This is a genomic window from Geodermatophilus sp. SYSU D00710, from assembly GCF_054050195.1.
This window is the reverse complement of sequence record NZ_JBJGYX010000002.1, coordinates 79550-105920: the sequence shown is the minus strand read 5'-3', so window position 1 is coordinate 105920 and position 26371 is coordinate 79550. Positions and strand designations below refer to the sequence as shown.

At 75.0% G+C, this 26371-nt stretch carries 28 protein-coding genes; 19 read left to right on the top strand and 9 right to left on the bottom strand.

All coding sequences use genetic code 11. From position 1 onward, the window contains the following. From ACI78U_RS01595 to ACI78U_RS01580, 4 genes are all read left to right on the top strand, one after another. Positions 1 to 426 carry a DUF1801 domain-containing protein gene (locus tag ACI78U_RS01595; protein ID WP_456873530.1) on the top strand — a complete coding sequence of 142 codons (426 nt, stop codon included), beginning with the start codon at positions 1 to 3 and terminating at the stop codon, positions 424 to 426. Between the two features lie 105 nt (positions 427 to 531). Next, positions 532 to 744 (top strand): three-helix bundle dimerization domain-containing protein, encoded by a 213-nt coding sequence (locus ACI78U_RS01590; RefSeq protein ID WP_456873529.1) that lies wholly within the window; start codon positions 532 to 534, stop codon positions 742 to 744. A 45-nt stretch (positions 745 to 789) separates the two neighbouring features. After that, a complete protein-coding gene (locus ACI78U_RS01585) occupies positions 790 to 2409 on the top strand; it encodes an ABC-F family ATP-binding cassette domain-containing protein (protein WP_456873528.1) in 1620 nt (539 codons plus the stop codon). A 50-nt stretch (positions 2410 to 2459) separates the two neighbouring features. Continuing rightward, on the top strand, positions 2460 to 2849 hold the full coding sequence (locus ACI78U_RS01580) for a hypothetical protein (RefSeq protein WP_456873527.1): 390 nt from the start codon (positions 2460 to 2462) through the stop codon (positions 2847 to 2849). 120 nt (positions 2850 to 2969) lie between these two features. Here the strand turns inward: ACI78U_RS01580 and ACI78U_RS01575 are convergent, their stop codons facing one another. Continuing rightward, positions 2970 to 4175, bottom strand: a complete 1206-nt coding sequence (locus ACI78U_RS01575; protein ID WP_456873526.1) for an alanine racemase — start codon at positions 4173 to 4175, stop codon at positions 2970 to 2972. Between the two features lie 97 nt (positions 4176 to 4272). Between ACI78U_RS01575 and ACI78U_RS01570 the strand changes: the two genes are divergently transcribed. Further along, the gene (locus ACI78U_RS01570; RefSeq protein ID WP_456873525.1) at positions 4273 to 5610 is read left to right on the top strand and encodes a D-arabinono-1,4-lactone oxidase; all 1338 of its coding nucleotides are present in this window, start codon (positions 4273 to 4275) and stop codon (positions 5608 to 5610) included. Positions 5611 to 5614: 4 nt separating this feature from the next. Here the strand turns inward: ACI78U_RS01570 and ACI78U_RS01565 are convergent, their stop codons facing one another. The 3 genes from ACI78U_RS01565 to ACI78U_RS01555 all read right to left on the bottom strand — a co-directional run bounded on the left by ACI78U_RS01565 (position 5615) and on the right by ACI78U_RS01555 (position 9080). Continuing rightward, positions 5615 to 6508 carry an oxidoreductase gene (locus tag ACI78U_RS01565; RefSeq protein WP_456873524.1) on the bottom strand — a complete coding sequence of 298 codons (894 nt, stop codon included), beginning with the start codon at positions 6506 to 6508 and terminating at the stop codon, positions 5615 to 5617. 41 nt (positions 6509 to 6549) lie between these two features. Continuing rightward, the gene (locus tag ACI78U_RS01560) at positions 6550 to 7764 is read right to left on the bottom strand and encodes an MFS transporter (RefSeq protein WP_456873523.1); all 1215 of its coding nucleotides are present in this window, start codon (positions 7762 to 7764) and stop codon (positions 6550 to 6552) included. 137 nt (positions 7765 to 7901) lie between these two features. Then, complete coding sequence (locus tag ACI78U_RS01555) at positions 7902 to 9080, bottom strand: alcohol dehydrogenase catalytic domain-containing protein (RefSeq protein ID WP_456873522.1); 1179 nt, start codon at positions 9078 to 9080, stop codon at positions 7902 to 7904. A 286-nt stretch (positions 9081 to 9366) separates the two neighbouring features. Between ACI78U_RS01555 and ACI78U_RS01550 the strand changes: the two genes are divergently transcribed. The 3 genes from ACI78U_RS01550 to ACI78U_RS01540 all read left to right on the top strand — a co-directional run bounded on the left by ACI78U_RS01550 (position 9367) and on the right by ACI78U_RS01540 (position 12758). After that, entirely contained in the window at positions 9367 to 10668 is a 1302-nt protein-coding gene (locus tag ACI78U_RS01550; protein ID WP_456873521.1) for a peptidoglycan DD-metalloendopeptidase family protein, read from the top strand. A 91-nt stretch (positions 10669 to 10759) separates the two neighbouring features. Continuing rightward, the gene (locus ACI78U_RS01545; protein WP_456873520.1) at positions 10760 to 11674 is read left to right on the top strand and encodes a cation diffusion facilitator family transporter; all 915 of its coding nucleotides are present in this window, start codon (positions 10760 to 10762) and stop codon (positions 11672 to 11674) included. A gap of 121 nt (positions 11675 to 11795) precedes the next feature. Continuing rightward, positions 11796 to 12758: a cytochrome c oxidase assembly protein gene (locus ACI78U_RS01540; RefSeq protein WP_456873519.1), complete on the top strand. Its 963-nt coding sequence runs from the start codon at positions 11796 to 11798 to the stop codon at positions 12756 to 12758. A gap of 57 nt (positions 12759 to 12815) precedes the next feature. On the opposite strand, the gene ACI78U_RS01535 is transcribed toward ACI78U_RS01540, so the two are convergent. Next, positions 12816 to 14417: an MFS transporter gene (locus ACI78U_RS01535; protein ID WP_456873518.1), complete on the bottom strand. Its 1602-nt coding sequence runs from the start codon at positions 14415 to 14417 to the stop codon at positions 12816 to 12818. A gap of 77 nt (positions 14418 to 14494) precedes the next feature. Here ACI78U_RS01535 and ACI78U_RS01530 point away from each other — a divergent pair, with 77 nt between their 5' ends. Continuing rightward, entirely contained in the window at positions 14495 to 15016 is a 522-nt protein-coding gene (locus ACI78U_RS01530) for a metallophosphoesterase family protein (RefSeq protein ID WP_456873517.1), read from the top strand. Then, positions 15013 to 15867 carry a putative RNA methyltransferase gene (locus tag ACI78U_RS01525; RefSeq protein WP_456873516.1) on the top strand — a complete coding sequence of 285 codons (855 nt, stop codon included), beginning with the start codon at positions 15013 to 15015 and terminating at the stop codon, positions 15865 to 15867. Before ACI78U_RS01530 ends, ACI78U_RS01525 begins: the two co-directional genes overlap by 4 nt. Positions 15868 to 15969: 102 nt before the next feature. Here ACI78U_RS01525 and ACI78U_RS01520 read toward each other — a convergent pair whose 3' ends face one another. Continuing rightward, positions 15970 to 16248, bottom strand: a complete 279-nt coding sequence (locus tag ACI78U_RS01520; RefSeq protein WP_456873515.1) for a GlsB/YeaQ/YmgE family stress response membrane protein — start codon at positions 16246 to 16248, stop codon at positions 15970 to 15972. A 204-nt stretch (positions 16249 to 16452) separates the two neighbouring features. Between ACI78U_RS01520 and ctaD the strand changes: the two genes are divergently transcribed. Together ctaD and serB are read left to right on the top strand one after the other, a co-directional pair. After that, positions 16453 to 18210: an aa3-type cytochrome oxidase subunit I gene (gene ctaD, locus ACI78U_RS01515; RefSeq protein ID WP_456873514.1), complete on the top strand. Its 1758-nt coding sequence runs from the start codon at positions 16453 to 16455 to the stop codon at positions 18208 to 18210. 126 nt (positions 18211 to 18336) lie between these two features. Continuing rightward, positions 18337 to 19608, top strand: coding sequence for a phosphoserine phosphatase SerB (gene serB, locus ACI78U_RS01510; protein ID WP_456873513.1), 1272 nt, complete (start codon positions 18337 to 18339; stop codon positions 19606 to 19608). A gap of 198 nt (positions 19609 to 19806) precedes the next feature. Here serB and ACI78U_RS01505 read toward each other — a convergent pair whose 3' ends face one another. Both ACI78U_RS01505 and ACI78U_RS01500 read right to left on the bottom strand, forming a co-directional pair. Beyond that, on the bottom strand, positions 19807 to 20379 hold the full coding sequence (locus tag ACI78U_RS01505) for an isochorismatase family protein (RefSeq protein ID WP_456873512.1): 573 nt from the start codon (positions 20377 to 20379) through the stop codon (positions 19807 to 19809). A gap of 13 nt (positions 20380 to 20392) precedes the next feature. Then, positions 20393 to 21676 (bottom strand): nicotinate phosphoribosyltransferase, encoded by a 1284-nt coding sequence (locus tag ACI78U_RS01500; protein ID WP_456873511.1) that lies wholly within the window; start codon positions 21674 to 21676, stop codon positions 20393 to 20395. 72 nt (positions 21677 to 21748) lie between these two features. Here ACI78U_RS01500 and clpS point away from each other — a divergent pair, with 72 nt between their 5' ends. Together clpS and ACI78U_RS01490 are read left to right on the top strand one after the other, a co-directional pair. Continuing rightward, positions 21749 to 22045 (top strand): ATP-dependent Clp protease adapter ClpS, encoded by a 297-nt coding sequence (gene clpS / locus ACI78U_RS01495; RefSeq protein WP_456873510.1) that lies wholly within the window; start codon positions 21749 to 21751, stop codon positions 22043 to 22045. Next, positions 22042 to 22539 (top strand): DUF2017 family protein, encoded by a 498-nt coding sequence (locus ACI78U_RS01490; RefSeq protein ID WP_456873509.1) that lies wholly within the window; start codon positions 22042 to 22044, stop codon positions 22537 to 22539. Before clpS ends, ACI78U_RS01490 begins: the two co-directional genes overlap by 4 nt. On the opposite strand, the gene ACI78U_RS01485 is transcribed toward ACI78U_RS01490, so the two are convergent. Then, the gene (locus ACI78U_RS01485; RefSeq protein WP_456873508.1) at positions 22478 to 22834 is read right to left on the bottom strand and encodes a hypothetical protein; all 357 of its coding nucleotides are present in this window, start codon (positions 22832 to 22834) and stop codon (positions 22478 to 22480) included. The genes ACI78U_RS01490 and ACI78U_RS01485 overlap by 62 nt on opposite strands. 94 nt (positions 22835 to 22928) lie before the next feature. Between ACI78U_RS01485 and ACI78U_RS01480 the strand changes: the two genes are divergently transcribed. The 5 genes from ACI78U_RS01480 (at position 22929) to ACI78U_RS01460 (ending at position 26275) form a co-directional block, all read left to right on the top strand. After that, positions 22929 to 23402: a Mov34/MPN/PAD-1 family protein gene (locus tag ACI78U_RS01480; RefSeq protein WP_456873507.1), complete on the top strand. Its 474-nt coding sequence runs from the start codon at positions 22929 to 22931 to the stop codon at positions 23400 to 23402. Between the two features lie 157 nt (positions 23403 to 23559). After that, a complete protein-coding gene (locus ACI78U_RS01475; RefSeq protein WP_456873506.1) occupies positions 23560 to 23838 on the top strand; it encodes a ubiquitin-like small modifier protein 1 in 279 nt (92 codons plus the stop codon). A 45-nt stretch (positions 23839 to 23883) separates the two neighbouring features. Then, positions 23884 to 24834, top strand: a complete 951-nt coding sequence (locus ACI78U_RS01470) for a PLP-dependent cysteine synthase family protein (RefSeq protein WP_456873505.1) — start codon at positions 23884 to 23886, stop codon at positions 24832 to 24834. Continuing rightward, entirely contained in the window at positions 24831 to 25541 is a 711-nt protein-coding gene (locus ACI78U_RS01465) for an HAD-IA family hydrolase (RefSeq protein WP_456873504.1), read from the top strand. Before ACI78U_RS01470 ends, ACI78U_RS01465 begins: the two co-directional genes overlap by 4 nt. After that, the gene (locus ACI78U_RS01460) at positions 25538 to 26275 is read left to right on the top strand and encodes an MBL fold metallo-hydrolase (protein ID WP_456873503.1); all 738 of its coding nucleotides are present in this window, start codon (positions 25538 to 25540) and stop codon (positions 26273 to 26275) included. Before ACI78U_RS01465 ends, ACI78U_RS01460 begins: the two co-directional genes overlap by 4 nt. The last annotated feature ends 96 nt before the right edge of the window (positions 26276 to 26371 follow it).

The following is a 26371-nucleotide window of genomic DNA, read 5'->3' as shown; positions in this document are numbered from 1 at the left end:
GTGACCGACCCGATCGAGGAGTGGTTCGCCGCGGCCGGTCCGCGGGCCGACGAGCTGCGCCGCGTCGACGCGCTCGTGCGGGAGGCCGCGCCCGGGCTCGACCGGCAGCTCGTGCCCGCGGGCTCCGGGCGGGTGCTCGGCTACGGGCTGATGCCCTACCGGCCGCGGTCGGCGAAGGAGACGACGTCGTGGCCGCTGGTCGCCCTCGCAGCGCAGAAGCGGCACCTGTCGCTGTACGTCTGCGCCGTCGTCGACGGGGAGTACCTCCCCGAGACACGCGCCGAGCGGCTGGGGAGGGTCTCGTGCGGTCGCAGCTGCGTCCGGTTCACCTCGCTCGACCGCGTCGACGCCGGGGAGCTGAGCGCGCTGGTGCGCGACGCCGCGGCGGTCACCGCGGCCGGCGACAACGCCTACTTCTCGATCTGATCGCCGCCGGGTGGACCTTGGTCCCTGGTGCCCCTGGGACAGGAGGGCCAGTCTGGTCCCACGGGGAGTAACGGAACCACAACGGATGAGAGGGCGCGCCTGCGCATGACCGCGAGCACCGAGCACGCTCCCGCCGTCGACACGTCCGTCGTCGAGGCGGTCGCCCGTCTCGTGGAGGAGTTCCGTCCGCGGGTCCGACCGCACGTCGTGGGCTCGGTCGTGGCGTCCTGCCGCCGCGACCTCAGCGGCGTCCCCGTCACCGCGCTGCCCGAGCTGGTCGAGCGGCTGGCGCGCACCCGCCTGGAATCGGTCCGCTGAGAGCCGTCGGCTGAATGCGCTTGCCCCGTCGCCGACGATGACCGGGTGGGTTCCGTCGACGTGAGCGGGGTCCGGCACACGCTGCCGGACGGCCGGGTGCTGCTGGACGACGTCTCCTTCCGCGTGGGGGACGGCGCCCGCGCGGCGCTGGTCGGGGAGAACGGCGCCGGGAAGACGACGCTGCTGCGGATCGTCGCCGGGGACCTCCTGCCCGAGGCCGGGGCGGTCGTCCGCAGCGGCGGCCTGGGCGTCATGCGGCAGTTCATCGGCTCGGTCCGCGACGACACCACCGTGCAGCGCTTCCTCGTCGACCTGTCCGCCCCGGCCGTGCGCGAGGCCTGGCACGCCGTGGAGGCCGCCGAGCTGACCCTCATGGAGACCGACGACGAGCCCGCGCAGCTGGCCTACGCCGACGCGCTCGCGCAGTGGGGCGACGCCGGCGGCTACGACGCCGAGGTCACCTGGGACACCGTGACCGTCGCGGCGCTCGGCGTGCCCTACGACCGGTGCAAGTACCGGGAGCTGTCCACGCTGTCGGGCGGCGAGCAGAAGCGGCTGGCGCTCGAGGCGCTGCTCCGCGGGCCCGAGCAGGTGCTGCTGCTCGACGAGCCGGACAACTACCTCGACGTCCCCGGCAAGCGCTGGCTGGAGGAGCGGCTGCTCGAGACCCGCAAGACGGTGCTGTTCGTCAGCCACGACCGCGAGCTGCTCGCGCGGGTCGCCGACCGGGTGGTCACCGTCGAGGGCGGGACCGCGTGGGTGCACGGTGGCGGCTTCACGACCTACCCGGAGGCCCGCGCGGCGCGGCACGAGCGGATGGCCGAGCTGCGGCTGCGTTGGGACGAGGAGCACCAGCGGCTGGTCGACCTGGTCCGCACGCTGCAGCAGCAGGCGGCCAACTCGCCGGACATGGCCTCGCGCTACCGCGCCATGCAGACGCGGCTGGCGAGGTTCGAGGCCGCGGGCCCGCCGCCGGACCGGCCGCCGGAGCAGAAGGTGGCCATGCGGCTGCGCGGCGGCCGCACCGGGCAGCGCGCCGTCATGGCCGAGCAGCTGGAGCTGACCGGGCTGATGCAGCCGTTCGACCTGGAGGTCTGGTACGGCGACCGGGTGGCGGTGCTGGGCGCGAACGGCGCGGGCAAGTCGCACTTCCTGCGGCTGCTGGCCGGCCAGGACGTCGCGCACACCGGGTCCTGGCGGCTCGGCGCCCGCGTCGTCCCCGGCTTCTTCGCCCAGACCCACGCGCACCCCGAGTGGCTCGACCGCACGCCGGTGGACCTGCTCTGGCACGGCGAGCCGGGCCGGCCGGGCGTCGACCGCGGCCGGGCGATGGCGGTGCTGCGCCGCTACGGGCTCACCGACTCCGCCGACCAGCCGTTCCGCACGATGTCGGGCGGGCAGCAGGCGCGGTTCCAGATCCTGGTGCTGGAGCTGTCGGGCGCCACGCTGCTGCTCCTCGACGAGCCCACGGACAACCTCGACGTGCTCTCGGCGGAGTCGCTGGAGGAGGCACTGGCCGCCTTCGACGGCACCGTGCTCGCGGTGACCCACGACCGGTGGTTCGCGCGCTCGTTCGACCGGTTCCTGGTCTTCGGCGCCGACGGCCGGGTGTACGAGTCGGCCGACCCGGTGTTCGACGAGACCCGGGTCGTCCGCGCCCGCTGACCGCTGTCAGGCTGCCTGGACAGTCAGGGCAGCCTGACGGATGCTGGGGCATGGACGTCGACGACCTCGAGCGGCAGCACACCCTCGCCAGCGCCGTCCGGCGGTACGACGAACTGCGGGCCCGCGACTCGCTGGCCGACCCCGACGACCCGGCCGGCCCGCGCCCGCTCACCCGGGCGGAGGCGCTGGAGCTGCTGGCCCTGGGTGAGGTCATCGCCCGCCGGGCCGCCCAGGGCCGGCAGCTCACGGTGCGCACGGCGCGGGCCACCGGCGCGTCGTGGGCGCAGATCGGCCGGGCGCTCGGCGCCACCCGCCAGTCGGCGTGGGAGGCGCACCGCCGGTGGATCGACACCCAGGTCCACCACCCCGAGGGCTCGGGCGGGTTCACCGAGGACGAGGCCGCCGAGGCCCGCGCCCTGCTGGCCAACGACGCCGACTGAACGCCCGGGCGTCACGCAGGCTCCGGGCGGTGATCATCGGACGTGTGCACGGCCGGGCGGCGTGTCCGGCCGTGTCGCGTGCACGCATCCGATGATCGACACGGAGGGCCACCCGCGGCGTCAGCCGAACGCGCGGCCCTCGCCCCGGTACGTCGGGACGGCGCCGGTCAGCCGGTCGCCGGCCAGCGTGTGCAGGACGTCGACGTGCTCGCACGGCTCGCCGGCCTTGGCGTGCCGGAACCACACCCGGTCGCCGACCGCGAGCCCACCGGCGCCCGGACCCCGCAGCGGCGTCTGCACCTCACCGGCGCCCTCGGTGCCGAGCAGCCGCAGCCCCGCCGGGTGCACCGGGCGCGGGGAGCGGTCGGGGCCGGGCGGGCCGGACGCGATCCAGCCCCCCGCCGCCACGGTGACGATCCCGGGTGCCGGGCGGCGGGTGACCGGCAGCGCGAACAGCAGGGCCGGCTGGCCGCGGACGGCGCGGTAGCCGTCGAAGAGCGTCGGCTGGTAGAGCCCCGACCCGGCGGCCACCTCGGTCACCGACGGGTCGGCCGCGGTGCGCTCCAGGCTGCCGGTGCCGCCGCCGTTGACGAACTCGAGCGGCGCCACCGCCGACACGGCGGCCACCATCGCGGCCCGCCGCCGCACCAGCTCCCGCATCGACAGCGCCTGCACCCCGCGCACCGCCAGGGCGCGCACCGGCCGCCCGGGCGGGGCGTCGGGGACCCCGGCCACCTGCGCCTCGTAGGCCATCAGCCCCACCAGCGTGAACCCGGCCCGGCCGTGCACCGTGCGGGCCAGCGCCGCGGCGCCGGCCGGGTCGTGCATCGGCGACCGGCGCACGCCGAGGTGGACCCGCCCGCCGCCGGCGCGCAGCGAGGCGTCGAGGTCGAGGCACACCCGCACCGGCGGGCGGGTCCCGGGGGCGGCGACGGCGTCGACGAGGTCGAGCTGGGCGGGGGAGTCGACCACCAGCGTCACCCGGGCGGCGAGCACCGGGTCGGCCACCAGCCGGCGCAGCGCGGCCCGGTCGGCCGAGGGGTAGCCGACGACGACGTCCTCGCACACCGGGTCCTCGCCGCCGGCCAGCCACAGCGCCTCGGCCAGCGAGTAGGCCAGCACGCCCGCGAAGCCCGGCCGCGCCAGCACCCGCCGCAGCACCGCGCGGCTGCGCACGGACTTGCTCGCCACCCGCACCGGCCGCCGGCCCGCCCGGCGGACCAGCGCGGCGGCGTTGGCGTCGAGGGCGTCGAGGTCGAGGACGGCGAGCGGCGGGTCGAGGTCGGCGGTCGCGGCGTCGAGCCGGGCCCGCGCCGGGGCGGTCACGGCACCGGAGCCTCCCGGGCGGGAGCGGAGCGGGGCAAGGCCCTCGACGGGTGGAGCCGGGGCGGACACACTGCCGCGGACACCGGAGGAGGACGACGTGGCGGGCAGCCGGCGCACGGGTACCTGGCGCAACTGGGCGGGCGACCAGCGGGCGACCGGGCTCACCGTCGTCACCCCGGCCGGCACGGAGGCGATCGCCGCGGAGCTGCGGGCGGCCGGCGCCGCGGGCCGCCGCGTGACCGCACTGGGCAGCGGCCACTCGTTCAGCGGCATCGGCCGGCCCGAGGACGTCGCGCTGAGCCTGCGCCGGCACGCCGCGCTGGTCGACGTCGACGACGCCGGCCTGGTCACCGTGCAGGCCGGCATGCCGCTGCACCGGCTGGACGCCGAGCTCGCCAGGCGCGGCTGGGCGCTGACCAACCTCGGCGACGTCGACCGGCAGACCGTGGCCGGCGCGGTGTCCACCGGCACGCACGGCACCGGCGCCCGCTTCGGCGGCCTGGCCACCCAGCTGCGGGCGCTCGAGCTGGTCACCGCCGAGGGCGCCGTGCTGCGCTGCTCACCGGCCGAGCACCCCGACGTCTTCTCCGCCGCCCGCGTGGGGCTCGGCGCGCTGGGCGTGCTGAGCACGGTGACGCTGCAGGCCGTGCCCGCCTTCGCCCTGCGGGCCGAGGAGGGCCCGGCGCGGCTGCCGGACCTGCTGGCCGCCTTCGACGAGGTCATGACCTCGACCGACCACGTCGAGTTCTACTGGTTCCCGCACACCGACCGGTGCGTGACCAAGTGCAACACCCGGGTGCCACTGTCGGAGCTGGCGCCGCCGTCCCGGGCGCGGGCGCTGTGGGACGGCGAGGTGCTGGCCAACGCCGGGTTCGCCGCCGTCGTCGCGGCCGGTCGCCGGGTGCCCGCGCTGGTCCCGCCCCTCGCCCGCCTCTCGGCCGGCGCCTTCAGCAGGCGCCCCCACACCGACCTCGCCCACCGGGTGTTCGTCGCCCGCCGGCGGGTCCGGTTCCGCGAGATGGAGTACGCCGTCCCGCGGGCGGCCGCCCCGGAGGTGCTCGCCGAGCTGCGCCGGGTGGTCGACGCCGGGCCGTGGCGCATCCCGTTCCCCGTCGAGGTGCGGGTCGCTGCCGCCGACGACGTCCCCCTGTCGACCGCGTCCGGGCGGGACACCGCGTACGTCGCCGTCCACGTGCCGGCCCGCGACCGCTCGGGGGGCTGGTTCTCGGCGTTCGAGGCGATCGCCGCCGAGGTCGGCGGCCGGCCGCACTGGGGCAAGCAGCACGGCCTGGACGCGGCCGCGCTGGCCGGCCGCTACCCGCGGTTCGGCGAGTTCACCGCGCTGCGGGCCCGGCTCGACCCCGCCGGCGTGCTCGGCAACGCGCACCTCGACCGGGTGCTCGGCCCGGTCGCGCAGCCCGCCGGGCGGACCTGAGCGGTCAGAGGTCGACGTCGGGCTCGCCGGTGCCGCCGATCCGGTCGAGCTCCTCCGTCTCGGCCGGCCCGAGCACCCGTGCCGCGGCCTGCAGGTCCTCCTCCAGGTGCGCCACCGACGAGGTGCCCGGGACGAGCAGCAGGTTGGGGGAGCGGACCAGCAGCCACGCCAGCGCCACCTGCTCCGGCGTGGTCTCCAGCCGCCGGGCCACGGTCTCCAGCGCCGCCGTGCGCAGCGGCGGGGACCCGCCGAGCGGGGCGCAGGGCACGAAGGCGACGCCCTCGCGGGCCAGCGCGTCGACCATCGGGTCGTCGTCGCGGTGCAGCAGGTCGTAGCGGTTGTGCACGCACACCACCGGCGCGATCGCCCGCGCCTCGGCGAACTGCTGCGTCGTCACGTGGGAGACGCCCAGGTGGCGGACCAGACCCTCCTGCTGCAGCTGCGCCAGCGCCCCGAACGGCTCGGCCAGCGAGCGCTCCACGGGCCCGGCGGAGCCGGGCATCCGCAGGACCACGACGTCGAGGACGTCGGCACCGAGGTGGTCGAGGTCGTCCTGCACGGCCGAGCGCAGCTCCTCCGGGGTGAGCGCCTCGTGCCACGCGCCGTCCGGGGTCCGCCGGGTGCCCACCGCGGTGACGATCGTCAGTTGTTCCGGGTACGGGTGCAGCGCCTCGCGGACGACCTCGTTGGTGACGTGCGGGCCGTAGGAGCCGCTGGTCGCGACGTGGTCGACGCCGAGCTCCACGGCCCGGCGCAGCAGGGCGACGGCGGCGTCCCGGTCCGCGGGCGGGCCGAGGGCGTCGGGACCGGCCAGCCGCATCGCGCCGAGGCCGATCCGGTTGACCGTGCGGTCCCCCAGCGGGAACTGCCCTGACCTCTCGGCGTGGAAGACCGTCATGGCCCCGTCCTACCCGGTCGGCGCCGCCCGACCCGCGGTGCTCAGGCGGCCCGGTCGAGCCGGTCGCCCACCTCCTGGCGCCACCGCCGGACGTCGGCGGTCACCCGCGCGCGCTCGCGGCGGTCGGCCCGCCGGACCGCCAGCGCCAGGCCGCTGCCGACCAGCGCCAGCCCCGCCCCGACCCACATCGGCGCGGTGTAGCCGAGGTCGAGGGACAGGACGAGCGCGCCGAGGGCCGCTCCGAGCGCGTTGGCCACGTTGAACGCCGCCTGGTTGGCCGCGGACACCAGGCTGCCGCCGCGCACCCGGGCCGCCTCGATGACGCCGTTCTGGACGACCGGGCCCATCGCGAAGGCCACGGTGCCGAAGAGCACCAGCAGGGCGATCGCCGCGGCGGGCGTGCGGGCGAGCAGCGCGAACGCCCCCAGCAGCACGGCGGTGACCAGCAGGCCGGCGGCGACGAAGGAGAACCCGAAGCGGTCGCCCAGCCGCCCGCCAGCCAGCGTGCCGACGGTCGTGCCGACGCCGAACAGGGCCAGCACCGGGGTCACCCAGCCCTCGGGCAGGCCGGCCAGCTCGGTCAGGATGGGGCTGACGTAGCTGTAGACGGCGAACAGCGCGGCGAACCCGACCATCGTCAGGGTCAGGACCAGCCACACCTGACCGCGGCGGAAGGCGGCCAGCTCCGAGCGCAGGTCGCCGCGCTCCCCGGTCCCGGCCGGCAGCCAGGCCAGCAGCCCGGCGATGGTGACCAGCCCGATCCCGGCGATGGCGCCGAGGACGAGCCGCCAGCTCAGCTGCTGGGCGACGAAGGTGCCCAGCGGCACCCCGACGACGTTGGCCAGCGTCAGGCCGGTGATCATCAGCGAGATGGCCTGCGTCGCGCGCTCCGGTGGCACCAGGCGGCGGGCCGCCACCGCGCCGACGCCGAAGAACGAGCCGTGCGCCAGCGCGGTGACCACCCGGGCGGCGACCAGGGTCTCGTAGGTCGGGGCGAGCGCCGACAGGGCGTTGCCCACGACGAACACGCCCATCAGCGCGACCAGCGTCTGCCGGGGCGAGAAGCGGACCCCGAGCGCGGTGAGCGTCGGGGCACCGAGGACGACGCCGACCGCGTAGGCGGAGATGAGCAGGCCCACCGCCGACACCGACACCCCGAGACCGTCGGCGATCTCGGGCAGCATGCCCATGACGACGAACTCGGTGGTGCCGATGCCGAAGGCGCCGATGGCGAGGGCGAGCAGGCCGCGGGGCACGGGAGGACTCCAGGGGGACGACGGCGGGCGAGCGGGAACGTGCGGACGTCGTCGTCCGTGCGGGTCCTACCCGGGGACAAGGAACCGGCCGCGCGGGACATGCCCCGCGCGGCCGGTGGGTCCGGTCACAGGACCGGTCAGGGCTGCAGGAGCACCTTCACCGCGCCGTCCTTCTTCTCGCGGAAGTCGGCGTAGGCCTGCGGTGCCTGCTCCAGCGGCACCCGGTGGGTGGCGAAGTCGTCGACGCCGAGCGGGTCGCCCTCGACCAGCAGCGGGAGGATGTCGGGCACCCAGCGCCACACGTTGGCCTGGCCCATCCGCAGCTGGATCTGCTTGTCGAACATCTTCGACAGCGGCATCGGGTCGGTGGCCCCGCCGTAGACGCCCGACAGCGAGATGGTCCCGCCGCGCCGGACCGCCTCGATGGCCGTGTTCAGCGCCGCCAGCCGGTCGATGCCGGCGACCTTCATCACCGGCGCCATGATCGCGTCCGGGACGACGGCGGAGGCCTTCTGGGCGATCTGCGCCAGCGGGGAGCCGTGCGCCTCCATGCCGACGGCGTCGATGACCGCGTCGGCGCCGCGGCCGTCGGTGCGGTCGCGGATCTCGGCGACGACGTCGTCCTGGTCGGTGGTGCGGATCACCTCGGTGCCGCGGGCGGTGGCGCGGGCGAGCCGCTCGGGGACGACGTCGACCCCGACGGCCCGGACGCCGAGGTGGGCGGCGATCCGGGTGCACATGTCACCGATGGGTCCCAGCCCCAGCACCAGCAGGGTGCCGCCGGGCGGCGTCGCGGCGTACTGCACCGCCTGCCAGGACGTCGGCAGCACGTCGGAGAGGTAGACGAACCGGTCGTCGGCCGGCCCGTCGGGGACCTTGATGGGCAGCGTGTTGCCGAAGGGCACCCGCAGGTACTCCGCCTGGCCGCCGGGGACCTGCCCGTAGAGCTTGGTGTAGCCGAACAGCGAGGCACCGAAGCCCTGGTCGCGGTTCTGCGTGGTCTCGCACTGCGACTGCAGGCCCTGCGAGCACATCCAGCAGGTGTTGCAGGAGATGTTGAACGGCACGACGACGCGGTCGCCCGGCTTGACGGCGGTCACCGCGGACCCGACCTCGCGGACGACCCCCATCGGCTCGTGGCCCATGACGTCGCCCTTGGACATGAACGGCGCCATCACCTCGATCAGGTGCAGGTCCGACCCGCAGATCCCGCTGGAGGTGATCTCGACGACGACGTCGGTGTCCTCCTGGATCGACGGGTCGGGGACGGTGTCGACCTGTACGTCGGCACGTCCGTGCCAGGTGACTGCGCGCATGAGTGGGCTCCTCAGCTCCTCGTCAAGGGGTTCCGCACGGGCTCCTGCCCCACGTGAGGCTCGTCGCGCTGGTCGTGTGGCCTCAGCGGCGCGTCTCTCACCCTGCGTAGAGAAACAGTTGACGCTGCGTCGAACGACATCTGTGTGACTGCGTGACCCATGCCACCGAACCGAGTTTCGATACCCCTCGACTCAGATCACGAAACCATCACGGCGTGTTTACATGGGCCCCGCCCGCTCCCCCGGGCACCGCACGACGACCCCGTCCCCGACGAGAGCCAGGTGTATGTCCGAGCGCCACCCCGACCGCCTCTCCGACGGAGGGACCCCGCACGACCCCGCGGGCCGGCCCTCCCGACAGGCCACAGCGGCATCGCCCTCCCGGCGACGCGCCCCGGCCGGGAAGGCCCAGCGGACGGCCCCGGAACGGCGTCAGGGGGAGACGTCGCCGGCCGGGAAGAGCACCGCCACCCGTTCCGCCCGCCCCCGGCCCACATCACGCCCGCGCTCCGGCGTCGCGGCCGGCTCCACTGCCACCGGCCTCGAGGTCCGCACGGTCGTCGTCAGCGGCAACACGGTCGTCGACGACCGCGTCCCGGCGCCCGCCGACGTCGTCGAGGAGGTCCTCGCGGCCGAGCCGGTGACCGCCGTCGCCGACACCACGGAGCTCGTCGAGGCCGCCGACGCGCAGGCCCTGGCCGCCGTCGTCGTCCCCCGCGAGGAGTCCGGGCCCGAGACGGCCGGGTCCGGGACCGCCGAGTCCGGGACCGCCGAGTCCGAGGCCGCCGCGCCCGAGGACGGCCGGCCCGCCGTGGCCGGCGGTCACACCCGGCGCCGGACCCTCCGCCGGCTCCGGCCGCCGCGCCGCCGCCCGGCCTTCTACCTGGCCGCCGCGCTCGTCGGCGCGGTCGGTCTCGGCACCTCCGCCACCGGTGACCGGGCAGCCCAGGCCGTCGGCACCGAGCCGGTGAGCTCCTCGGTGAGCGTCGCCCAGGAGCTCGGCCTGGACCGCGAGGAGTCCGCCGCGGCCGCCGGAGCCGCCGAGCTGCGCTCCGACGCCGCCCTGCTCGGCGAGCTGGCCGCCAGCCGCACCGCGCGCGAGACCGAGGAGGCCGCAGCCGCCCAGGCGCAGGCGGAGGCGGAGCGGGTCGCCGCGGAGGCGGCCGCCGCCGCGGCGGCGGAGGCCGCCCGGCCCGAGGCGGTCCTGCCGGTGGAGGGCGGCCGGCTCACCAGCGGCTTCGGCGCGCGCTGGGGCAAGCTGCACGCCGGCATCGACCTGGCCGCCCCCATGCTCACGCCGGAGTACGCGGCGGCCGACGGCGTCGTCCTCGAGGCCGGCCCGGCCAGCGGCTACGGCAACGTGGTCTACATCCAGCACGACAACGGCGACGTCACCGTCTACGGGCACATGGAGGAGATCCTCGTCCAGCCCGGCCAGGTGGTCCGCGCCGGCGACACCATCGCGCTGCTGGGCAACCGCGGTCAGTCCACCGGGCCGCACCTGCACTTCGAGGTGCACGTCGGCGGCATCGACGGGCAGAAGATCGACCCGCTCCCGTGGCTGCGGGAGCGCGGCGTCGCCATCTGAGCGAGGCCCCCTCGACACGCCCCCTCCCGGCAGGTCCGGGCAGGGGGGGTGCTCGTGCGGGGACACTGCCGGGGGAGGGGAGGTGGCGCCGATGGGAGCCGGGCACGCACACGGCCACGGCACCGCCGCAGGCGCGTCCCGTGGTCGGCTCGCGCTGGTCCTCGCGCTCACCCTCGCGGTGGCCGGGGCCGAGGTCGTCGGCGCGCTGGTGTCCGGGTCGCTGGCGCTGCTCGCCGACGCCGGCCACATGGTCACCGACGCGCTCGGGATCGGTCTGGCCCTCGGCGCGGTCACCCTGGCCCAGCGCCCGGCCCGCGGCCGGCGCACGTTCGGCTGGCAGCGGGTGGAGATCCTGGCCTCCGTCGCCAACGGGCTGCTGCTCACCGGGGTCGCCGTCGTCGTCGTGGTCGAGGCCGTCCGCCGGATCGGCGACCCGCCCGAGATCGACTCCGCGGTGGTGCTCGCCGTCGCCGCCGCCGGCCTGCTGGCCAACCTCGTGGGGCTGGCGCTGCTGCACCGGCGCCGCGGGTCGCTCGCGGTCCGCGGCGCCCACCTCGAGGTGCTCGGCGACGCGCTCGGCTCGGTGGCGGTCCTGGTCGCCGGGGGCGTCGTCGCCCTGACCGGGTGGACGCCGGCCGACACCGTCGCCGCGCTGCTGGTCGGCTGCCTGGTGCTGCCGCGGGCCTGGGCGCTGCTGCGGGAGTCCCTCGACGTGCTGCTCGAGGCCGCCCCGCGCGACGTCGACCTCGACCGGGTCCGCGCCCACCTGCTCGGGGTCGAGGGCGTCATCGGCGTCCACGACCTGCACGCCTGGACGATCACCTCCGGCCTGCCGGTGCTCTCGGCGCACGTCGTGGTCACCGACGAGGTGCTGGCCGACGGGCACGGCGGGCGGGTCCTCGACGCGCTGTGCGCCTGCCTGGGCGACCACTTCGACGTCCCGCACTGCACCTTCCAGATCGAGGCCGAGGCGCACGCCGGCCACGAGGCCCCCGTCCACGACTGAGGAAGGACCACCTTCCCCCCACGCCTGGCAAGGCTCGGCGCGGGACCCTGGAGGGTGGCCGTTCCATCCTCTCACCAGGTGGGACAGTGGGGTGGTCGACCGCGGAGGACCGGAGGTACAGGTGGAGCACGGGCACCACTCGGGCATGTGGGTGCCCAGCGAGCCGCCCACGTGGGGACGGCTGTTCCTGCCGCACCTCGATGCCTGGTCGGTGCTGCCGGTGCTCGCCCTGCTCGGGCTCGTGGTCTACCTGGTCGGCGTGGTCCGGCTGCGGCGCTCGGGCGTGGCCTGGCCGTGGTGGCGGACCGCGACGTGGGTGGCCGGCTGCCTGTCGCTGTTCGCCGTCACCGGGACGTGGCTGAACGGCTACGGCATGGTGCTGTTCAGCGTGCACATGGCCCAGCACATGGTGCTGTCGATGGTCGCGCCGCTGCTCCTGCTGCTCGGCCGCCCGGTCACCCTCGCGCTGCGGTCGCTGCCGCGGGGGAGGGGACTGGCCGGGGTGCCGCGGGCGCTGCTGCTCGACGCCCTGCACAGCAGAGTCGCCCGCTTCGTCTCACACCCGCTGTTCACGCTGCCGCTGTTCCTGGTCAGCCTCTACGGCGTCTACTTCACGCCCGTGTTCGACGCCCTCATGGGCGACCCGCTCGGGCACCAGTTCATGCTCGCCCACTTCACCGTGACCGGGCTGCTGTTCTTCGGGCCGATCCTGGCGCAGGACCCGTGGCCCCGGCAGGTCGGCCACGCCGGCCGGATGCTCGAGCTGCTCATCCCGATGCCGCTGCACGCCTTCTTCGGCGTCGCGGTCATGATGTCGTCGTCGCTGGTGGTGCGGACCTTCGCCGACCCGCCCGCCGGCTGGGGCGTGGACCCGCTCGCCGACCAGAACACCGCCGGCAGCATCGCCTGGTCCTTCGGCGAGCTGCCGACGGTCTTCGTCCTCGTCGTCGTCCTGTACAGCTGGATGGGCTCGGAGGAGCGCCGCGGCCGCCGCATCGACCGGGTCGCCGCGCGCACCGACGACGCCGAGCTCGAGGCCTACAACGCCCGGCTCCGGGCGATGGCCACACGGCCCGGCTCCTGACGCGACACCGCCCGCGTCCCCGGGTGGGGACGCGGGCGGTGTCCGCGGTTCAGTGGCTCACCCGACGTGGACGACGGCGTCGCCGGCCGGGATGTCGTCCTTGGTCGCCTTGATCAGCAGCGCGGCCACGACCGAGCCGGCGACCAGCAGGGCGGCGGCCCAGGTGAACGCCGTCGTGTAGCCCTCGACCTGCCCCTGCAGGCCGACGGCCGGGTCCTGCGGGTTGGCGCCGGAGGTCAGCGCGTCGGCGGTGTAGGCGCTGATCGCGCCCACCGACAGCGAGGCGAGGACCGCGGTGCCGATCGAGGCGCCCACCTGCTGGGTGGCGTTGAGCACCGCGCTGGCGGCGCCTGCGTCGTGCTCCCCGGCGCCCACGAGCGCCAGGTTGGACAGCGGCACGAACGTGAAGCCCAAGCCGAGTCCCAGCAGCAGCTGGCCGGGGAAGGGCAGCGTCCAGAAGCTCGTGTCGAGCCCGACGAACGACAGCGTGAACAGCCCGGCCGCGGCCAGCAGACCGCCGAGCACCATCAGCGGCTTGGGCCCGGTCCGCGGGGTCAGCGCGCTGGCCGCGCCTGCGGAGACCAGGATGCCCAGTGTCGTCGGGAGTGAGGCCAGACCGGCGATGACCGGCTCGTAGCCGAGCACCTGCTGGAAGTACAGGCTCAGGAAGAAGAAGGCGCCGATCAGCCCGGCGCCCACCAGCGTCGAGGTGAGGTAGGCCCCGCCGCGGTTGCGGTCGAGGACGATCCGCATCGGCAGCAGCGGGTTGCGGGTGCGCAGCTCCAGCAGCACGAAGAGGACGACCAGCACCAGTCCGCCGACGATGAACACCCACGCGGGCCCGTCGGTCCAACCGCTCTCGGGCGCGGCGAACGTCGTGCCGCCCTGTGCCGCGGCCGCCGCGTTGGCGGCCGCCGCCTCCGCGGCGTTGGTCTGCGAGGCCTCCGCGACCCGGGTGAACCCGTACACGATCGACGCCAGGCCGAGGGTCACCAGCACGGCACCGGGGATGTCGTACCTCGTGTCCCCGGGGGCCTTGCTCTCCGGGACGATCGGGACGGCCAGGACGACGGCCAGCAGGGCGACCGGCAGGTTCACCCAGAAGCACCAGCGCCAGTCGGCGTACTCGGTGAGCACCCCGCCGAGCAGCAGGCCGACCGCCGACCCACCGGCGGCGATGGCGCCGTAGACGGCGAAGGCCTTGGCCCGCTCCCGGGCGTCGGTGAACAGCACGGTGATCAGTGCGAGCGACGCGGGCGCGAGCAGAGCCCCGAAGACGCCCTGCAGCGCCCGGGCACCGAAGAGCATCGCCTCGTTCTGCGCGATGCCACCGAGCGCCGAAGCGAGGGCGAAACCGCCCGCGCCGACGAGGTAGGTGCGCTTGCGTCCCCAGAAGTCGGCGATGCGGCCGCCGAGGAGGAGGAAGCCACCGAAGGTCAGGGTGTAGGCGGTGACGATCCACTGCTGGGTGGCGGCGCTGATGTCCAGCCCGCCCTCGGACTCCGGCGCGGAGACGGCGGGCAACGCGATGTTGACGATCGTCGCGTCGAGGATGACCAGCAGCACGGTCATCGCGATGACGCCGAGGGCCAGCCAGCGCTTCTCGTAGGGCTCCGCCGCCGCGGCGTCCGGGCGCGGGGGAGTGGACGGGTGGGTCATGGGGGTCCTCGGGGACTCGAGCGGGAGGCGGCCGAGGTCGTCGGCCGGGACGCAACGTAACGCCCTGCGACGATGGGATGGTGCCCCTCTCGCTGGTGGTGACGGCCGACACGCACTGGCCCAGGCGTGCACGTGACCTACCTCATTCCCTGTGGGCCGCCATCGACGCGGCGGACCTCGTCGTGCACGCCGGCGACTGGGTCGACGTCGCCCTGCTCGACCGGTTCGAGGCGCGGGCGCGGCGGCTGCTCGCCGTCCACGGCAACAACGACCACGGGCCCCTCCGCGAGCGGCTGCCCGAGGTCGCCCGCGCCGAGGTGGAGGGGCTGCGCGTCGCCGTCGTCCACGAGACCGGTGACGCGAAGGGCCGCGAGCGCCGCTGCGCCGCCCGGTTCCCGGACACCGACGTGCTGTTCTTCGGCCACAGCCACATCCCGTGGGACACCGTGGCCCCGGCCGCCGGCACCCCGGCCGGCCTGCGGCTGCTCAACCCCGGCTCGCCCACCGACCGCCGCCGGCAGCCGCACGGCACCTTCCTGACCGCTGTCGCCGACGGCGGGGTCCTCACGCGGGTGACCCTGCACCCCGTCCCCCGGTGACCCGGCGGCCCTGGCCACCGCGGGCGGTCGCGCTGCTGGCCTGCCCGGTGTGCGGGGCGCCGCTGTCGGCGCTGCCCGGCGACACCGGCGTGCGCTGCCCGGCCGGGCACGCCTTCGACCGGGCGCGGCAGGGGCACGTGACGCTGCTGCCACCGGGACACACGCCGCCCTCGGGCGACAGCGCGCAGATGGTGGCCGACCGGGCCGAGGTGCTGACGGCCGGCACCTACGCCGGGCTGACCCGCGTGCTGGCCGACGCGGTCGCCGCGGGCGGGGGGCCGGTCGGCTCCGTGCTCGACCTCGGCGGCGGCACCGGCCACCACCTGGCGGGGGTGCTCGAGCGGCTGCCGGACGCCGTCGGGGTGGTGCTCGACTCCTCGCGCTACGCGGCGCGCCGCGCGGCCGGCGCCTCACCGCGCGCGCTCGCCGTCGTCGCCGACACCTGGGCGCGACTGCCCGTGCGCGACGGCGCCGTCGACCGGGTGCTGGTCGCCTTCGCCCCGCGGAACGGTCCCGAGACCGCCCGGGTACTGCGGCCCGGGGGCCGGCTGGTGGTGGCCACCCCGGGCCCGGACCACCTCGCCGAGCTGGTGGGGCCGCTCGGGCTGCTGCGGGTCGACCCCGACAAGGCCGCGCGGCTGGCGGGGTCGCTGGAGCCGCACCTGGCGCCGGCCGGGGCGGGAGCGCACCGCGAGGAGCTCGAGCTCGACCACCGGGCCGTGGCGGCGGTGGTGGGCATGGGACCGCACGCCCGGCACCTGTCGCCCGGGCAGCTGGCCGAGGCGGTCGCCGGTCTGCCGCCGCGCGTGCGGGTCACCCTGGCCGTCGACGTCACCACCTGGACGGTCTGACCCCCCGCGCACGACGGAGGGGCCCGGCCGAGACGGCCGGGCCCCTCCGCACACCGCACCACCGGGCGTGGAGCCCCCAGGGGTCGGGAGCCCCTCGCCCGGTCAGATGCGCGAGCGGGTGCGTCCCCGGGTGGCGAACACGTAGACCAGCAGCACGATGATCGCGCCGACGATCGAGCCGATGATCCCGGCGGTGCCGAGCTCGAAGCCGCGGCCGCTGATCAGGCTCCCGAGCAGGTTGCCGACGAACGAGCCGATGATGCCGAGGACGATCGTCATGCCGACGCTCATCGACTGCTTGCCGGGGACGACGGCACGTGCGATGAAGCCGGCGATGGCGCCGACGACGATCAGCACGATGATGTTCCAGAGGATCTCCACGGTGGACCTCCCACGAGGGCTGGCCGAGGCGGCCGGGGTTCCTGGGATCTCCAGGGCCAGACGGTCCTGTTCCCCCTCTGAGCAGGGCGGAAACCCGGAGTGATCATGATGTGATCCGGGCGTGCCCTGGCCCGGGCCCCCGGGCACCGGCGCGCCCACCGGTGGGCCCCGACGCACCCGGCGTGCACGGTCTAAGCTGCGGCCGTGACGATCGCGCCTGCACCGATCGTGAGCCGGCCGAGCCCGGCTCGCGAGGTCCAGCGGGGTGCGCGGCTCTCGAACCTGCTGCGGACCACGGACCACAAGACCATCGGCCTGATGTACATGGCCACCTCGTTCGCCTGGTTCGTCGTGGGTGGCTTCATGGCCATGCTGATCCGTGGCGAACTGGGGCAGCCCGGCCTGCAGTTCCTCTCGCCGGAGCAGTACAACCAGCTGGTGACCATGCACGGCACGGTCATGCTGCTGATGTTCGCGACGCCGCTGTTCTTCGCGTTCTCGAACCTGATCATGCCGCTGCAGATCGGTGCGCCCGACGTCGCTTTCCCGCGGCTGAACGCCTTCTCCTTCTGGCTGTTCTTCTTCGGCAGCCTGATCGCGGTCTCGGGCTTCCTCACCCCCGGCGGTGCCGCCGACTTCGGCTGGTACGCCTACGCCCCGCTCTCCGACGTGGTGCACACCCCCGGCGCCGGCGTGAACATGTGGTTCACCGGCCTGGCGGTCAGCGGTCTGGGCACCATCCTCGGCGCGGTCAACTTCACCGCCACGATCGTCTGCCTGCGGGCGCCGGGCATGACCCTGTTCCGGATGCCCATCTTCACCTGGAACACGCTGGTCACCAGCCTGCTGGTGCTGCTGGCCTTCCCGATCCTCACCGCCGCCCTGCTGGGCATGCTGGCCGACCGCAACCTCGGCGCCCTCGTCTTCTCCGACGAGAACGGCGGCCCGATGCTGTGGCAGCACCTGTTCTGGTTCTTCGGCCACCCCGAGGTCTACATCATCGCGCTGCCGTTCTTCGGCATCATCACCGAGGTCATCCCGGTGTTCTCGCGCAAGCCGCTGTTCGGCTACAAGGGCATGGTCGGCGCGACACTGCTCATCGGTGGCCTGTCGCTGACGGTGTGGGCGCACCACATGTACGCCACCGGCGCGGTGCTGCTGCCGTTCTTCGCCTTCCTGACCTACCTGATCGCCGTCCCCACCGGCATCAAGTTCTTCAACTGGATCGGCACCATGTGGCGCGGCCAGCTGACGTTCGAGACGCCGATGCTGTTCTCGATCGGCTTCCTGGTCACCTTCCTGCTCGGCGGGCTCACCGGTGTGCTGCTGGCCAGCCCGCCGCTGGACTGGCACGTCAACGACAGCTACTTCGTCGTCGCCCACTTCCACTACGTCGTCTTCGGCACCGTGGTGTTCGCCGCCTACGCCGGCATCTACTTCTGGTTCCCGAAGATGGCCGGCCGGATGATGGACGAGCGGCTGGGCAAGCTGCACTTCTGGCTGACCTTCATCGGCTTCCACGCCACGTTCCTGGTGCAGCACTGGCTGGGCACCGAGGGCATGCCGCGGCGGTACGTCGACTACCTGCCCACCGACGGGTTCACCACGCTGCACGTGATCTCGACCATCGGTTCGTTCATCCTCGGCGCGAGCACCATCCCGTTCTTCTACAACGTGGTGAAGTCGTGGAAGTACGGTCGGCTGGCGCTGCGCGACGACCCGTGGGGCCACGGCAACTCGCTCGAGTGGGCCACGTCCTCGCCGCCGCCGCGGCACAACTTCACCGAGATCCCGAAGATCCGGTCGGAGCGCCCGGCGTTCGAGGCGCACTACCCGCACCTCATCGAGCGGCTGCAGCGCGAGGCCCACGTCGGCAAGCGGCACGAGCCCTACGGCGGTGTCAGCGAGCTGGCCGGCGGGACCGGACCCCGGCAGGGCCCGAACGACCCCGACCCCTTCTGAGTCCAGCGCGACAGCACCTCTCGGCGATGCCCCGCCGGCCTCGGGCCGGCGGGGCATCGCCGCGTCCGGGGTCGGGCTCCGCACCGGTCGCCGGAGCGGACGGGGCGGTGCGGCACGATGGCCGCCGTGTCGCTCGACCCCGCGCCCCGTGTCTCGCCGCAGCCCGTCGGGGAGGGGCCCCGCGCGCTGCTCACGGTCACCGGCGCCGACCGGCCGGGGGTGACCGCCCGGCTCTTCGGCGCGCTGGCCGACGGGAGCGCGGGCGTCCCGCCGGTGGAGGTGGTCGACGTCGAGCAGGTCGTCGTGCACGGCCACCTGGTGCTCGGCGTCGTCGTCGGCGCCGCGCCGGTCGAGGGCCCGGCCGGTGGCCCGCTCGACGAGCCGGCGTTCCTCGCCGGCCTGTCCCGGCTGGGCGCCGACGTCGCCGCGGCCACCGGGGTGCGGGTGGCGGTCGAGTCGGCCTCCGACCGGCGTCCCGACGACGCCCGCCCGGGCCGGCCGCACCACGTCATCCTGCTGGGGCGCCCGGTGCCGCCGGGCGCGGTCGCCGGAGCGGCCACCGCCATCGCCGGCGTCGGCGGCAACATCGACGCGATCCGGCGGCTCTCCGACTACCCCGTCACGAGCCTGGAGCTGACCGTCTCCGGTGCGGAGGCGACCGCGCTGCGCACCGCGCTCGCCGTCGTCGCCAGCACCACCGGCGCCGACATCGCGGTCGAGCAGGTGGGGCTGGCCCGGCGCAGCAAGCGGCTGATCGTCCTCGACGTCGACTCGACGCTGGTCCGCGGCGAGGTCATCGACGAGCTGGCCGCCCGCGCCGGCCGGGCCGCCGAGGTGGCCCGCATCACCGCCGCCGCGATGAACGGCGAGCTGGACTTCGCCGAGTCGCTGCGCGCGCGGGTGGCCACGCTGGCGGGGCTGCCCGTGGAGGTGCTCGACGAGGTCCGCGAGCACCTCGAGCTCACCCCGGGGGCGCGCACGCTGATCCGCACGCTGCAGCGGCTGGGGTTCCGCTGCGGGATCGTCAGCGGCGGTTTCACGCAGGTCACCGACCCGCTGGCGGAGTCCCTGGGTCTCGACTTCGCCGCGGCCAACACCCTCGAGGTGGCCGACGGCCGGCTGACCGGGGGGCTGGTCGGCGAGATCGTCGACCGCCCCGGCAAGGCCCGCGCGCTGGCCCGCTTCGCCGCCGAGCACGGCATCCCGCTGGAGCAGACGGTCGCCGTCGGTGACGGCGCCAACGACCTGGACATGCTCAACGCCGCGGGTCTGGGCATCGCCTTCAACGCCAAGCCGGTGGTGCGCGAGCAGGCGCACGCCGCGCTGAACCAGCCCTACCTCGACGCCGTCCTGCAGGTCCTCGGCTTCACCCGGGACGAGGTCCTCGACGCCCTGTGACCTGTCGGCCTACCGGCCGACACCGCGGCCACGTGCCTGGAAGGACCTCGGTACCCCCCACGCCTCGCACGCTCGGCGCGGGCCCCTGCACCGAGGCCGATCGCTGCGCTGAGCCCTGCCACGACGTCCCGACCGGGAGCCTCCGGCCCCGCGGTCGACCCGCCGTCCTGCGCGGGTCGGCTCACCTCGTGGGGCGGCTCACCTCGCGGGGCGGTGGACCTCGCCCTCCAGCTCGACGCCGGCGGTGCGGAGCTGCTCGAGCGCGGCGGTGGTGGAGGCCTCGGCGACGCCGGCGGTCAGGTGCAGCAGCACCCTGGCGGCGAAGCCCTGGGCGACGGCGTCGAGTGCGGTCGCCCGCACGCAGTGGTCGGTGGTCAGGCCGGCGATGTCCACGGCGTCCACCCCGCGCTCGCGCAGCCAGTCGGCCAGCGCGACGCCGTCGGCCCGGCCCTCGAAGCCGGAGTAGGCCGCCGCGTACTCGCCCTTGTCGAAGACCGCCTCCAGCAGCGCCCGGTCCAGCGCCGGGTGCAGCTCCACGCCCCCGGTGCCGACCACGCAGTGCGCCGGCCAGGTGTCGAGGTAGTCCGGCTCGTCGGAGAAGTGGCCGCCGGGGTCGACGTGGTGGTCGCGGGTGGCGACCACGTGCGCGTAACCGCCGGACCGGACGTGCTCCGTGATCGCAGCGGCCACCACGCCGCAGCCCGACACGGCCAGGCTGCCTCCCTCGCAGAAGTCGTTCTGCACGTCCACCACCAGCAGCGCGCGCCTCACCGCGGACCCCCGATCACGAGCTCACCGTCTCCAGCACCGGTTCCCCGCGGGAGAGCGCCCACGCCTCGGCCGGCAGCGCCTCGCGCACCCGCCGGTGGTGTGCGGCGGCCGCCGACAGCACGTCGGTCGGCGACGACGGCGCCACCACCGCACCGGCGCGCACCAGCGGGACCACCAGCGACCGGTCGCCCTCGCGCGGCTCGATCGGCCCGCTGCTGACCACCTCGGCCACGGCCGTGCCGTCGGCGTCGTGCCGGCGGAGGGCGGACTTGCGCCCGCCGGTGGAGTTCTTGCCCTCCGAGCGCTTGGCCACCGGTACACCGTCGCGCTCGACCAGCTTGTAGACCATCCCCGCCGTCGGCGCCCCCGAGCCGGTGACCAGCGCGGTGCCCACGCCGTAGCCGTCGACCGGTGCGGCCATGAGCCCGGAGATCGCGAACTCGTCGAGGTCGCTGGTCACGAGGATCCGGGTCCGCTCGGCGCCGAGCTCGTCGAGCTGCTGCCGGGCGGCGGTGGCCAGCGTGGGCAGGTCGCCGGAGTCCAGCCGGATGGCGCCGAGCCCGGGCCCGGCCACCTCGACGGCGGTGCGGATGCCCTGGACGACGTCGTAGGTGTCCACCAGCAGCGTGGTGCCGACGCCGAGGGTGTCGACCTGCGCGCGGAAGGCAGCGGCCTCGTCGTCGTGCAGCAGGGTGAAGGCGTGCGCGCTGGTGCCCGTCGTCGGCACGCCGTAGCGCCGGCCGGCCTCCAGGTTCGACGTGGAGACGAAGCCGACCAGGTGGGCGGCCCGGGCCGCCGCCACGGCGGCCTGCTCGTGCGTGCGCCGCGAGCCCATCTCGATGCACGGCCGCTCGCAGGCGGCGGCCACCATGCGCGCGGCCGCCGAGGCGATCGCGCTGTCGTGGTTGAGCACCGAGAGCACCAGCGTCTCGAGCAGCACGCCCTCGGCGAAGGGCGCGCGCACGGTGAGCACCGGCGACCCGGGGAAGAACAGCTCGCCCTCGGCATAGCCGTCGACGTCGCCGGAGAAGCGGAAGTCGGCCAGCCAGTCCAGCAGCCGGGTGTCGCTGAGCCCCTGTTCCCGCAGGGTCGCGAGCTCGGCGTCGCCGAACCGGAACCGGGGGAGCAGCTCGAGCAGCCGGCCGGTGCCGGCGACGACGCCGTAGCGCCGGCCGTGCGGCAGCCGCCGGGCGAAGACCTCGAAGACGCAGTCGCGGGAGGCGGTGCCGTCGGCCAGCGCGGCGGCGACCATCGTCAGCTCGTACCGGTCGGTGAACAGCGCGGGACCCGTCGGCATGGGACGGGAGCCTAGGTCGGCCGCCGCGACCTCACCCGGGATGACCGGGTCCGGCCGTCCTATGGTGGTCGCGTGGCCGGACCACTCGCCCCGAGCCGGACGACCGAGCCGACGGTCGACGAGGTCGAGGACCTCGACCGTCCGTGGGTGACCATCGTCTGGAACGACCCCGTCAACCTCATGACCTACGTCACCCACGTGCTGCGGGAGCTGTTCGGCTACGACGAGCCGACGGCGACCACCCTCATGCTGCAGGTGCACAACGACGGCAGGGCGGTGGTCAGCTCCGGGCCGCGGGAGCGCATGGAGCACGACACCAGCCGGCTGCACGCCTACGGGCTGTGGGCCACCTACCAGCAGGACGCATGAGGCCGTTCCGGAGGAAGGGCGGCGACGTCGTCGCCCGGCTGGAGGCGGCCGAGTCCGGCGTCCTCGGGCTGCTGCTCGACCAGCTCGAGCAGCTGCTCGCCGCGGACCCCGACGACGTCGAGGGCGACCCGGTGATGACCCGCCTGCTGCCCGCGGGCCACCGCAGCGACCCCGGGCTGGCCGCCGACTACCGGGAGCTCACCGAGGCGGCGCTGCGCAGCGGCAAGACCGACGACCTGGCCGCCGTCCGCGCGACCCTGCCCGACGGCGGCGGGGAGGTGCGCCTGGACCCCGAGCAGGCCGGTGCGTGGCTGCGGACCACCAACGACCTGCGGCTGGCGCTGGGGGAGCGGATCGGCGTCACCGAGGAGACCGAGCCACCGGAGGACCCGACCGGCGACGAGGGCCAGCAGCTGGCCGTCTACTACTGGCTCACCGGGCTGCAGGGGTCGCTGGTCGACGCGGTCGCCGCCGTCCGCGACGCCCGAAGGTGAGCAGCACCAGCACGGCCAGCAGCAGGTCGAGCAGGAAGAACACCGGCACCAGGCCGGGCAGCTCCAGGTCGCGGACGATCGCCCCGACGGCGGACACGAGCGTGACCGCGGTGAGGGCGAACACCAGCAGCAGCACCAGCAGGCGGAGGGTGACCAGCAGCACGAGCGAGGCGCGGTCGGCGGAGACGTCGCTGCTGTAGTGCCCGGTGCGCAGCGTCAGCCCGCGGACGCCCAGCCACAGCGCCGGCAGTGCGACGAGCAGCAGACCGGCGACGATGAGCAGCTCGAGCAGCACGGGTCGGCACGTTATCGGTCGGCGAACGGGGGGTGTCGGCCCCGGTCGGGCCACCGTCGCCGGGGCCCTCCGCGGCGCCGCCTAGACTGGATCCGTGCTGCGCATCGACCGCGCGACCTACGACGCCATCGTGGCCCACGCCCGGGAGGACCACCCGGACGAGGCCTGTGGCGTCGTCGCCGGACCCGAGGGCAGCGACCGCCCCGAGCGGTTCATCCCGATGCTCAACGCCGCCCGGTCACCCACGTTCTACGAGTTCGACTCGGCCGACCTGCTGCGCCTGTACCGGGAGATGGACGACCGGGGTGAGGAGCCGGTGGTCATCTACCACTCGCACACCGCCACCGAGGCCCACCCGTCGCGCACCGACGTCAGCTACGCCTCCGAGCCGAACGCGCACTACGTGCTCGTCTCCACCCGGCACCACGGCGGCCGGACCGGGCTCGAGGGCGACGACGTGGAGTTCCGCAGCTTCCGCATCGTCGACGGCGAGGTGAGCGAGGAGGACGTCGAGGTCGTCGAGTCCTACCTGTTCGGCCACTCGCCGACCACCGTCGTCTACGACTGAAAAGGGACCCCGTCCTCCCCACCCCTCGCGAGCTCGGGGCGGTGCCCTGGACGGGGCCGACCGCGGAATGGCCCGTCACCAGCGGGCGTTGCCCGCCACAGACACGCTCACCGAGCGTCCCCGCACGTCCCCGTCCTCCCGAGGAGAACCGCACGCCATGGCCATCGAGGTCCGGATCCCGACCATCCTGCGCACCCACACCGGCGGCAACAAGACCGTCGAGGGCAGCGGGGACACCCTGGCCGCCCTCGTCGACGACCTCGACGCCAAGCACCCCGGCCTCAAGGGCCGCCTGGTGACCGAGGAGGGCAAGCTGCACCGCTTCGTCAACGTCTACGTCAACGACGAGGACGTGCGGTTCACCGGCGCCCTCGACACCCAGGTCAAGGACGGCGACCAGGTCACCATCCTCCCGGCGGTCGCCGGCGGCTGCTGACGCCGCATCCCCCCGTCCCTCCCGATCTCCCGGAAGAGCTCTGGCATGGCCCGCTTCGCCTCCCTCGTCGACTCGCTCGGCGGCACCCCGCTCGTGGGGCTGCCGCACCTGTCGCCGACCCCCGACGTGCGGCTGTGGGCCAAGCTCGAGGACCACAACCCGACCGGGTCGATCAAGGACCGCGCCGCGATCTCGATGATCGAGGCGGCGGAGAAGGAGGGGAAGCTCGCGCCGGGCGACACCATCCTCGAGCCCACCAGCGGCAACACCGGCATCTCGCTGGCGATGGTGGCCCGGCAGCGCGGCTACCGGCTGGTGTGCGTCATGCCGGAGAACACCTCGGTCGAGCGCCGGCAGCTGTTGCAGATGTACGGGGCGCAGATCATCAGCTCGCCGGCCGCGGGCGGTTCCAACCAGGCCGTGGCGATGGCCAAGGAACTGGCCGCCGAGCACGACGACTGGGTGATGCTCTACCAGTACGGCAACCCGGCCAACGCCGAGGCGCACTACACCGGCACCGCGCCGGAGATCCTCGCCGACCTGCCCTCGATCACCCACTTCGTCGCGGGCCTGGGCACCACCGGCACGCTCATGGGCTGCTCGCGCTACTTCCGCGAGCACAAGCCCGGCGTCCAGGTGATCGCCGCCGAGCCGCGCTACGGCGAGCTGGTCTATGGGCTGCGCAACATCGACGAGGGGTTCATCCCCGAGCTCTACGACCCCGAGCTGCTCGACTCGCGGTTCTCCGTGGGACCCGAGGACGCCCTGCACCGCACCCGCCAGTTGGTCGAGCGCGAGGGCATCTTCGCCGGCATCTCGACCGGGGCGATCCTGCACGCCGCCCTGGGCGTCGCCGACCGCGAGGTCGCCGCCGGGCGCCGGGCCGACATCGTGTTCATCGTCTGCGACGGCGGCTGGAAGTACCTGTCCACCGGCGCCTACGCGGGCACGCTGGAGGAGGCCACCGCGGCGCTGGAGGGCCAGCTCTGGGCATGACGCTGCCCGCCCGCGGGCTGCTGTTCGACAACGACGGCGTGCTCGTCGACTCCGACGCCGCGGTCACCACCTCGTGGTCGCGGTGGGCGCTCGAGCACGACCTGGTGCCGGGGGAGGTGCTGGCCGTCGTCCACGGCCGTCGCGCCGCCGACACCGTCGCCGCGCTGCTGCCCGAGGAGCGGCGGGCCGTCGCGTCGGCGCTGATCGACCGCTACGAGCTCGAGGACGCCGGGGAGGTGCCCGCTGTCGCGGGCGCGGCCGACCTGCTGGCGTCGCTGCCGGCCGGCGTGTGGGGCGTGGTCACCTCCGGCACGCCGGCTCTGGCGGCAGCCCGGCTGGCCGCAGCCGGGCTGCCGCTGCCCGGGGTCCTGGTCACCGGACACGACGTGCGCACCGGCAAGCCCGATCCCGAGGGCTACCTGCTCGGCGCCCGCCTGATGGGCGTGCCGCCGGAGGAGACCGTCGTGGTCGAGGACAGCCCGGCCGGCATCGCCGCGGGCCGGGCCGCGGGCGCGCGGGTCCCTGGGCATCGGCGCGCGGGCGCTCGGTGCCGGTGCCGACGCCGTCGTCGCCGACCTCACCGGGCTGTCCTGGGCCGACGGCGTCCTGTCGGTGCCCGCGGACCGCCTGCTCGAGCCCGGCGGCTAGCCTGGCCCCCGCCATGGCGAGCACGCCGGGGACCCGTCGGGCGGGAGAGTGTGGAGTGAGGCTCACGGTGGTCGGCTGCTCGGGCAGCGGACCCGGTCCCGCGTCGGCGGCCTCCTGCTACCTCGTCGAGCACGACGGCTTCCGGCTGCTGCTCGACCTCGGCAGCGGCGCGTTCGGGCCGCTGCAGGCGCTGGCCGATCCCGACACCGTCGACGCGGTCTTCCTCACCCACCTGCACGCCGACCACTGCCTCGACGTGGCCCCGTTCGTGGTCTGGCACCGCTACTCGGGCCGTGCCTCGGGCCGGCGGGTACCGCTGATCGCCCCCGCGGGCGCGCCCGAGCGGCTGGCGAGGATCTACGACGCCGGCGGCGCCCCGCTGACCGACGTCTTCGACTTCGCCGTCACCCCGGTCTCGGCCGTGCTCGGGCCGTTCCGGGTGCAGACCGCGCGCACCGCGCACCCCGTCGAGTGCCACGCCATCCGGCTCACCGCGCACGGCTCCTCGCTGGTCTACACCGGCGACACCGGGCCGTCGCAGGCCGTCGTCGACCTGGCGTACGGCGCGGACGTGCTGCTGGCCGAGGCCGCCCACCCCGAGCAGGACGGGCTGCCGCCGGACCTGCACCTGACCGGCCGGGAGGCCGGGGCGGCCGCGGCCGCCGCGCGGGTGCGCCGGCTGCTGGTCACGCACGTCCCGGCGTGGGTGGACCCGGCCGCACAGCTGGCCGCCGCCCGGTCGGTGTTCCCCGCCGCCGAGCTGGTGCGCCCGGGCGCCACCTACGACGTCTGACGCGCGGGGTGCGCCGGGATCAGGTGACCTGATCGTCGGGCGTCCTCCCTCACGTCCCACCGCGGGGGAGGACGCCCTGCGGTGAGGGAGGACGGC